This is a genomic window from Coprococcus intestinihominis (assembly GCF_040096555.1).
GTDB lineage: Bacteria > Bacillota > Clostridia > Lachnospirales > Lachnospiraceae > Coprococcus_A > Coprococcus_A intestinihominis.
The window spans coordinates 1-9,311 of record NZ_JBBMEK010000121.1; the positions used below are offsets into that span (position 1 = coordinate 1).

The 9,311-nt window shown below is 44.8% G+C and carries 9 protein-coding genes; 1 reads left to right on the forward strand and 8 read right to left on the reverse strand.

Annotated features, from left to right (window positions below; translation table 11 throughout):
• On the forward strand, positions 1–757 hold a 757-nt coding region (locus WMO25_RS10185), incomplete at its 5' end, for an IS1634 family transposase (protein WP_349085214.1).
• Positions 758–866: 109 nt separating this feature from the next.
• Here WMO25_RS10185 and WMO25_RS10190 read toward each other — a convergent pair.
• The 8 genes from WMO25_RS10190 to WMO25_RS10225 form a co-directional block, all read right to left on the reverse strand.
• Positions 867–2,258 (reverse strand): VirD4-like conjugal transfer protein, CD1115 family, encoded by a 1,392-nt coding sequence (locus tag WMO25_RS10190; protein ID WP_349085215.1) that lies wholly within the window; start codon positions 2,256–2,258, stop codon positions 867–869.
• Positions 2,259–2,345: 87 nt separating this feature from the next.
• The gene (locus WMO25_RS10195) at positions 2,346–3,122 is read right to left on the reverse strand and encodes a hypothetical protein (protein ID WP_349085217.1); all 777 of its coding nucleotides are present in this window, start codon (positions 3,120–3,122) and stop codon (positions 2,346–2,348) included.
• Positions 3,123–3,465: 343 nt separating this feature from the next.
• Positions 3,466–3,663: a hypothetical protein gene (locus tag WMO25_RS10200; protein WP_349085219.1), complete on the reverse strand. Its 198-nt coding sequence runs from the start codon at positions 3,661–3,663 to the stop codon at positions 3,466–3,468.
• 56 nt (positions 3,664–3,719) lie between these two features.
• Positions 3,720–4,964, reverse strand: a complete 1,245-nt coding sequence (locus WMO25_RS10205) for a hypothetical protein (RefSeq protein ID WP_349085221.1) — start codon at positions 4,962–4,964, stop codon at positions 3,720–3,722.
• Between the two features lie 294 nt (positions 4,965–5,258).
• The gene (locus tag WMO25_RS10210) at positions 5,259–6,728 is read right to left on the reverse strand and encodes an AAA family ATPase (RefSeq protein WP_349085223.1); all 1,470 of its coding nucleotides are present in this window, start codon (positions 6,726–6,728) and stop codon (positions 5,259–5,261) included.
• A gap of 12 nt (positions 6,729–6,740) precedes the next feature.
• Entirely contained in the window at positions 6,741–7,073 is a 333-nt protein-coding gene (locus WMO25_RS10215) for a hypothetical protein (RefSeq protein WP_349085225.1), read from the reverse strand.
• Complete coding sequence (locus WMO25_RS10220; protein ID WP_349085227.1) at positions 7,043–8,452, reverse strand: AAA family ATPase; 1,410 nt, start codon at positions 8,450–8,452, stop codon at positions 7,043–7,045. The genes WMO25_RS10215 and WMO25_RS10220 overlap by 31 nt, the downstream gene beginning before the upstream one ends.
• A gap of 119 nt (positions 8,453–8,571) precedes the next feature.
• Entirely contained in the window at positions 8,572–8,991 is a 420-nt protein-coding gene (locus WMO25_RS10225) for a YbjN domain-containing protein (protein WP_349085229.1), read from the reverse strand.
• Positions 8,992–9,311 lie beyond the last annotated feature (320 nt).

Here is a 9,311-nt window from a genome sequence, read left to right on the forward strand (position 1 = left end):
CCTCCCGGAGCAGGTATCCCTGCTCCGGTCAACCGGACATCCTCACCATTTCGGCTCTTGGAAATTACCGCACACCTCGAAGCACTGGCGTACTTTATTCATCGAGTTGATTGCAGACATGATTCAAATATTCAAATATGAAATTGTCATTTGTCAGCTGGAACGGGCGCAGAAAATGATAGATGCACCTGATTCTAAACGGAAAACAAGGAATCAGAATGACCCGGCCCGATTCGTAAAAAAGACGTCTGTTACCGATGATGGAGAAATAGCTGAAAAGTATGTGTACAGTCTGGATGAAGAACGTGTTGCCGAAGAAGCGCAGTATGATGGCTTTTATGCGGTTATAACCGATCTGGAAGGTGATGTTGATGAGATCAGCAAGATCAACCAGCAACGATGGGAGATTGAGGAAAATTTCAGGATTATGAAAACGGAATTTAAAGCAAGACCCGTTTATGTCCGACGAGAAGACCGTATCAAAGCCCACTTTCTGACATGTTATATCAGTCTGCTTGTATATCGACTGCTGGAAAAAAAGCTTGAAAACAAATATACCTGTGAGGAGATACTGAAAACATTACGCAGCATGCAGATGACACGCATATCAAAGGATGACGGATATATTCCTTCTTATAAAAGAACGGATGTAACAGACAGCCTGCATAAAATTGCTGGTATTCATACGGACCTAGAATTTATTTCAAAATCCACTATGAGGAGCATAATAAAAACCACCAAAAATACAAAAAAATAGCACAGCAAAAAAAATAGCACAATATCGATGCGAAAAACAAAACCGCTACAAGACCTGTATTTAAAGGCTTTACAACGTTTTTTCTGCTCATAAAGTGTCAAAGATGAAATTATATCTTATTTTCCCTATTTTTCAACCGCCTTTCCTTAAAAAATCGTAACTGTTCAGAGCTAACCGGATATTCAAATATCAGCGGAATATCCCGCACAACCATAGGGTAACACCTGTCATGAAAAATAACGGTTTCGTTTTTCTTCAAATGCAGTAGCCGGGACGGTGAGAGTAATGGCCGATGATATTCATTGCAGCCTGCCAGTTCCGAGATATACTTTAAAAACGACATTTCTCTTGAATGGAGATAAATCAGATTGCCGCAGTTATCCAATACCGTCTGACTGGCATTCAAACCATATTTTTCTATCATCTGGGAATAGGACTGGATAACCAGGTGGAACCGGATATTTCGGCTTCTTGCAGCTGTCAGCATGGAAATCAAATCCGGCAGAATCGGCATATTACAAAATTCCTCAAGTATAAAATTCACCCGGCGCGGCAATATGTCCTGATAGTCTGACGCCGTTTCCAGCAACGCCTGATAGCACTGGGTAACAAATAACGTAGCCAGGAAATGAAAAGTTGTCTTCTCATCCGGTACAATAAGAAAAACAGCCGTTTTTCGAAGTCCTATCTGACCCAGTTCAAAGGTAGACTCGGATAACATATCAGTTAATGCCGGTGAGGCCTTGAAAAGACGCACCAACTGGTCAAAAGTTGATAAAATACAGGAACGAGTATTGGAGGCCGTCAATTCCATATAGCCTGCCAGATTCTGATAAATTTCGCCAGTCTTTGGCAGCTCCTGATAAATCGTATCCAAATCGCCATTTTCCATTCTTTCGTAACGCCATTTCAGAAGGTTCTTCATATTCAGATTTTCGCCTATTTTTTGCATGAGGCAACATAAGCCAAGAGCCAGCTGACCCGCACTCTCATTCCAATATCTGTCCTTGTCTGATTTTGATCTGGAATTAAATAACGTCTCCATCAGGTCATTTAATTCCAGAATCGCCTTCTGCTCACCGGATTTTCCCTGGGCAAAGGATTTTTCCACACATCCCATAGGATTCCACTTGTCCGGTGAATCCTGAGGTCTGCGCAGATCAATGATAGGCATAGCATATCCGGCTTCCGACAAAAAGCCTTTTGTTTTTCTAACCAGCTCCCCCTTCGGGTCTACAATCACCATGGATTCTCCTGCCTTTGCACAGGAATAAATCAACGGGAGGACAAAACGCAGTGTCTTCATGGAGCCTGTATCTCCCACAATAAGACTGTGCACCTCACTCGGATCAACATAGGCCATGTCCGATTCCCTGAAAAGAATCGGACCGCCCTTGGGTATCCGCCGTGAATCATTGATATGAAATCCATATAAATCACGCTTCATTTCATCTTCTGATGCCATTCTGGCATCCTGATATCTAAGACCATCTTCAAACATCCATATACCTCCTGCTCTCTATCCTGAACCTACTTCTGTCCTCTATCGTCTGTCCAGAACTTCGCCCATCCTTTTCCTGCTGTGGCATCATTGTTCCGCCGCAAAACCAATGGTTCTGGCAGCTTCTCTTTTCTGAATTCCCGGCATCAGACCGATATCCCTGGCTCTGATGACTTTGCTCCTGCCATTTTGCATGCACTGTTCAAAATAAATCTGCCTGAAAAGCTGCTCGACAACGATGATATTTTCTGTCTCTGATTCGCTTCTCTCTTTTAGCTTTTCTGCCAACAGTTGCTCTGCTTCTGCCTGAACACGCCAGCTTTCCTTTTCTGCCATCGTCACAAAATGTTTTACACACTGTTCAACAGATGGTGTCTGAGAATAGACTCTCATCCACACCCCATATCGAACAAACTCAGCAAATAAGGCATCATCCTTTTCTTGATTCTGACCGGCCGGAACAAGCAGTATAAAACAGATATCTGAATGTTCTGCGATATACTCCAGAAACACTCTCAGAGACGAATTATAGCCGCTTCTTCCCCATTCTTCTGCCAGCTCAACCACAATGGTGCCAATGTAAGTATCATAACAGTCTCTGGCAATACTGTAGCTGTCGCAGAGATGCTGAATGAAAGCACCGGCGCCCTGCCAGTCCTCATAATAAGGCATTTTGATGGTAAAAGTCCGCACTAATCCTTTAAAAGGAAGCATTTCCTGCCGGTCAATCACCTCGGCAATTTTTAATCCCAGTCGCTCCATCGCCGAAGTCGAATGCCCGATAATATAAAAATCCGGGCACGGCCCTTTCAGCTGCTTCACTCGTCTGATAATTGCTTCTTCATTTTTTCTATACTTCGACATACCGCTTCACCTTTCATAGATTAAAACACATAATCACGACTTTTGACGTTCTACCATTTATATCTGCTGATGATTGGAATTTTCCTCACAAATTTCGTATAAAAACAAAAAAGAATCTTTCCATCCTTTTCGGACTTTCATCCGATGGATAAAAAAGATTCTTTGTTTATTATCTGTCATCAAGTTCATATTTCCTCAAAACCCATAAAAAATAACCCGGGTATTCATATCATCATGACCGATAGAATAACCCGGATTATTCCGTTTCCTTGTTAAATGCCTTATCACTGGTACAAGTTCCAGGAAGGCTTCCTATATTTGCAACTTCTATTGTTCTGCACTGTTACACAGGCGGCTGGCTCCGCACCGCATCCACAAAAAACATCGTCAGTCCCATGTAAACTGCCAGGGCCAACCCAAACACAGACAGCAGTACAATGATAATTATACAAAGGATTTTTCTCTGCTGCAGTCCCCGCACTGCCAAAATAATTCCCGCAATAATCAGAATCAACAGTACTGCTGCCATACCAAACGTCATGCACTTATCTCCTTTCTCAGCCCCACCATCTATTCTTTATTATTTTCTCAACTTCCCTATTCCATCAGATAGTAATTTCCTTCTTCATCCCAAAGAAAAACATCTCCGTCCCCTGCAAAGACCTGATGTGACACACCATCATACATCGTAGACTCTGCATAATAAATATTCGCTGCATCTGCATCCTGTGTCAATGTACCACAATCCATCTCCGCCGGCTCAGCACCTGGCGCACGCTGATAATAACTCCAGTTTCCGGAAGCATCCATAACGATATACGTTTCCGCTGAAAGGTCACCGTCATAATACCAGATACCCTCAAAATGACTAAAATCATTTTCTGAATTAATGCTAGTTTCTTCTTGCGCATTTTCACCCCAATCAACGGAAGGGTCATAGGGTTCATCAGGAATCCATCCTCCAGGATAGACCTTATTATCCGCTTCATAATAGGCAAGTCCATCATCGCCAATTTTATACTCATCCCCCAAAAAGTACTCATTTACGCCGTCATTGTACCACAGCCATGTATCAGAACCATTGCCATAGTAGAATTTTGCTTTTTCAAGGTCTGTATAAGCCGCAATGTCACCGTTTCTGTAGAAGACACCGTCAAAATGTCCATCATCGCTGTATCGGCCCGGATACTGACTGGACAAAGTAAAACTGTTGCCGTCTTCACTTGCACAGAGATAAGCACGGTCTTCATTGTCGTAAAGATAAAGCCCCATTCCCTCACCCTCGTCACCAAGGGTTCCGTCCATGGAATAATCCGGTGAAGAAGCTGTATATATCATGTTCGCCGTGTCAATAACAATGGTTTCACCCACTGCATTCTGCCACATGCCGTCCCAGTTATTTGCCTCCCATTCTGCAAGTTTTGCCGTATCATCCCGTTTGAAAGTATTGCGGTGAATGTTAAGTCCATCACCGTCACCATTCTGATTCGGCATCAGCACACCGTCACTACGCAAGACAAAATCATACATGAAACCATTGAATGTCATCATCGGCTTGCCATCTTCCGGGGACTCCGACATTTCACCGCGTCCGCCGACCCCATAATAGGAACGATAGATATAATGTCCGCCCCCACTGTCAAAATACAGCTTTGTGCCGCCATTAATGCTCCACATGCCATCGAGGGACGCTGCGTCTGTCACCAATTCCTCACTGTCACCTTCTGCATTTTCCGTTTCCTCCGATGATGCCGCTATACTGTCAGAACTTCCGCAGGCAGCAAGACTCAGACACATCACCATTGCAAACATAAAGGCCCCATACTTTTTCCATTTTTTCATCACACTTTCCTCCTCACATTACTTTTGATAATTTGCATCACTATTTTTGTTCTGTCATAACCAGCATTTCTCCTTTCTTCTGCTTCCCCCCACCTGCACATCTCCTCAATAGAACTGTATCCCAGCTGCTTTGCCGGATTGTCCATCAACATAAAACGCATACTGAAAGTTTCTTTTATTATTCACCACGTGAAAAATCCACCGTACATACATTGTACGATGGATTTTATGCAATACCTATTCCCCAATGGTTAGTTTTTCTTGTCAAGACTGAAAATTCATATCCTACACCTCCTAATCATTCAGCACTTCCTGTATCTCCTGTTTATTCAGGTGTGTCTTTTCCATCAACGTATCCACCAGTTGTGCCATCTTATCTGCATTTTCTTTGATAATCGCAACCGACAAATTAAGCTGTTCCTGAATAATGGCATTGACCTTTTGTTCAATGCTCTGTGAAACCGTCTCAGACACTTCATTCTGCATGACGATTCCGGCGGCAATTTCATGGTACATGCCATAATTGCAGATCATTTTTCGTGCAATGGCGGTTGCTGTCTCAAGATCGGAGGATGGGCCTGTGGACAGTCCCTCTTCTTCGCCGTAATAAGCCAGTTCTGCTGCCCGGCCGCCCAAAGAAACAGCAATCTGACGAAGCAGTTCTTTTTTTGTATAAACGCCCTTACCTTCGGCTGCACTGTACATCATGTATCCGCCGTGGTTGTCCCGGGCCGCCACTGTCAGGTAAGACGGTTCTTCTCCGAAATAATTGCACACAACGACATGCCCCGCTTCATGACGGGCTGTTTTAATAAGCTCAGCACGATTCCAATGCTTTTCTTCGCCATGATTATACTTTTCAAAAGCCTCATCCATCATGCTGTCTGACAATTCTGTGCCGCTGCGAATGGCTTCACGGATGGCTGCATTCACTGCACCCTCAAGCAATGCCGGACTCATGCCGATCGAACGTTCTGCCAGATTCTGCAGCATATCATCACTGATCCTGAGTATCTGATGCTTATTTCGAAGCATCTTCAACAGCTGAATCCTGCCCGCTCTGTCTGGCAGATCAATGCAGATACTCCGGTCAAACCGCCGAACCAGCGCCGGATCCAATGCGCCTGTACTGCCGTTATTGCCGCCAAGATTGGTGGCGGCCATCACAAGCACCGGCTTTTTAACTGATGTTTTGAAGCCATCCATCTCCGTCAACAGTGCATTCAGGATTTCCTGTCTGCCGTCATGAAAAGCTTCCTCCGTTCTTCTGCGGCCAATGGCATCAATTTCATCGATAAACAAAATCGCCGGCGCATATTTTCTTGCAATCGAAAATATTCTGTGCACGGCCTGCGGTCCCTCCCCAACCCATTTGCTGATAAACTGATCAGCCGAAGCTGTCAGGAAGGTTACATCGGATTCCGCCGCTATCACCTTGGCCAGAGAAGTCTTTCCGGTTCCCGGAGGTCCGTAGAGCAAAATACCCTTTGGTGCTGCGGCACCTTTCTTCAGAAAGCTTTTGGCATCTTTCAGATAGGACTGAAAATACTGCAATTCTGATTTTACGTCCTCTGACACCACAATATCCGACCAGTGAATATCCGGTTTTTCTTCTGCCGATAAAACGTCTTTCTGATCATCCGCATCTACCGCCGTCGCCAGATGCAGATCAAAAACCTTGATGGTGCCAATGGTGCCGTCTTCACTTAAGGACTGAGCTGTTTCATAATTCAATACCTGATGCCTGAATGCAAGGGTATCCAATGCCTTCTGCTGTCACAGCTGCACCTGAAACTGGTCAAGCGTTGCTTCACAGGCATTCCTGTCCGAAAATGAGATATGTAAAATGTCCTCGGCTCCTTTCCCCAAAAATGAAAGTACTTCTTCACGATTATATTGATAATTATCTGTTTCCCAGATAAAAACCGGCAGTTCCGGTTCATACTGCTGCAAAACCTCCCAGCATTTTTTGCCCTCTGAATGCACATCTCCCGCATTCAGATAAGACGTTTCCTCTGAACGTCCATGAAAATAATCAATGGCTGCAAAACTCAGTTCATGCTCCTGAAGAATCTGTTTCACTTCATCCAGATTCGATGCATACAGCATCCTGCCCTTTTCCTGCATCTGCTGTGCCTGCATCCGCGCTTCTTCACTGCCGAAAAACAGGAAAGTATTGTCCTCCGGCACATGATATAACTGCCGGATGATCGGTTCAGCCCGGTCAATATCCAGCTGCCATCGGATTTTCTGAATGCCGCCTGCTGCTCCATCAGCTTTCTCGCTGCAATCGTCGAAAGCTGATGGGCCGTAAGATGATTAAACAGTAAAACATTTCCTGTGGCCAATCTGGAACAGATTGCCTGCGGAAAAACCGGTCTTCCGGTAACCGGATGACACTCTTTCTCCAGAGCATCCAGAATCACCTTTTTCGGTACATCCGAATAGTTGTGTTTTGTCGTATCCTGATACAGGGATTTGCCGGCATTGGTTGTGAAAATGATCACGGTTTCACCAAAAGCGATATTGGCTTCATATTTATTATCATACAGTGTACCGGCATCTAACACCTGCAGAAACAGATTGATAACTTTCGGATGTGCTTTCTCAATCTCATCAAAAATCAACATTGAAGATGGATGGTCATGCACAAAACCGGTTAATGCACCGGGTTTCGGTGACTTGAAATTTGCCCCGGCACCCGTTAATTCAGAAGCCGAAACATCGTCGGCATAACTGCTCATATCAAAGCGTTTCACAGGCAGCTCCAGGGCCTTTGCCGCTTCTGTCGCCAGATAACTCTTTCCGACTCCGGGACTTCCCGCAAACAGGAAAATGGCCTTCGGGCTGCAGCGGTTCTTCTCCGTAAAGACGGACAATTCTCCCTCAAAATAACCATTGGCAAATTCTGCGATAATATTATCCTGCCCAATGACCTTCTGCATCAACTGTTCACGGATTTGAACCGTCTTTGCTGCCAGCTGTTCCATCGTCGGTTTTTTCACGGAATACTCTTTCTCTGCAATCGTCTTAACCAGATGCTCCGTCTCCTCAGCTGCCTTAACCGGATGCTCTGTCTCTGTCATTGCCTTAACCGGACGTTCCGTTCCCGCAGTCATCTTCTCCGAGTTCCCGGTCTCCTGAGCCGTCTTTACCTGCTTGCGGAGATACTGATACGCATCCACTGCAGAGCGTGTGCTCATGTTCAGCCAGATACGGAATGCACAGAGTTGCTTCTCCTGCCCTGTCAGACTGTCTTCAGATTTTACAGGCGACACCACTGTTCCTTCTGGTTCATCCCTGGCAACAGCTCTCCGAAGCGCTTCATACTCCTGAATATCATAGGTTTTCCCCTCAAGTACATGGCTGTCTCTTCCTACTGAAATGATTGCACTGTACATAGCCCCCAGACCGACAGAATCGTTTTTTGACTCACACTGCTTTTTTGCTTCTTCAAATATCAATGTTAATAATTCTGTTTGCATCATGTTCCTCCTCATCTGTCATCACTGTATCAGGCTTCTCTTTTCATACCCGCCGCTTGCCTATGGCGTAAAGCGGCGGGCTGCCGCGCTGCTCACCGCGCCGTTTCGTAAATAACGATGTCCTAGGACCAGATAGCCTTGTTGATCATCGGGTACGCCTCATCTACGATAGATGCCATCCGCATCATCAGTTCCATCGTTACCTTTGCAGCAGTAGTCTCATCAACCAAGGCATCTGCCTCTGCATGGACATTCATTTCCTGTCCAATGCAAAATTTGACCCAGCGCATCTTGTTATTCAATTCATTGCAGCTCAGCAGTGCATTCGGGTACTGCTCTTCTGTCACGCGGGTCACCTCAAAACATCTGAGGGCCACCGACTTTTCCGATGCATCAAAGAAAATCATGATCTGTATCCGGGTACTGTCCAGATTAAATCCTACTTCCACCAGATCATCCCCATCCTGAAGCGTTCTGATGTCTCTGTATTTAAGATCGCGTTCCTTCAGTTCATTGATAAATAATTCTGTTGTTTTAAGCATATGTCTACCTCCATTATTCTTTGAAGCTGTTTTATTTCTGATGCTGCTATCATAACACATCTCTTTTTGACGGCTGTTACCGCGGTGGCATATTTTTGCAATTAGTCCACATCGTGTAAATTTTATAAATGCAATGTCTTTCAAAAAAGAAAAGCTCCAGTCATCACATATCCTATAAGACTGAAGCTCTTTTTTGAATATCTGAATCATATCTGCAATCCGGCCTTCGCCGTACATCCATGCCCTTCACCTATATTCTGCCACCAGGAAGATAAGTCTGAGCTTCGGGGAGCGACCCCTCACTTCTTACCCCGGCTTTC

Coding starts and splice junctions, on each gene's coding strand:
- WMO25_RS10195 (WP_349085217.1), bottom strand. CDS start 3,122: ATGTCGAAGTATAGAAAAAATGAAGAAGCAATTATCAGACGAGTGAAG.
- WMO25_RS10190 (WP_349085215.1), bottom strand. CDS start 2,258: ATGTTTGAAGATGGTCTTAGATATCAGGATGCCAGAATGGCATCAGAA.
- WMO25_RS10205 (WP_349085221.1), bottom strand. CDS start 4,964: ATGAAAAAATGGAAAAAGTATGGGGCCTTTATGTTTGCAATGGTGATG.
- WMO25_RS10215 (WP_349085225.1), bottom strand. CDS start 7,073: ATGCTGTATGCATCGAATCTGGATGAAGTGAAACAGATTCTTCAGGAG.
- WMO25_RS10225 (WP_349085229.1), bottom strand. CDS start 8,991: ATGCTTAAAACAACAGAATTATTTATCAATGAACTGAAGGAACGCGAT.
- WMO25_RS10220 (WP_349085227.1), bottom strand. CDS start 8,452: ATGATGCAAACAGAATTATTAACATTGATATTTGAAGAAGCAAAAAAG.
- WMO25_RS10200 (WP_349085219.1), bottom strand. CDS start 3,663: ATGACGTTTGGTATGGCAGCAGTACTGTTGATTCTGATTATTGCGGGA.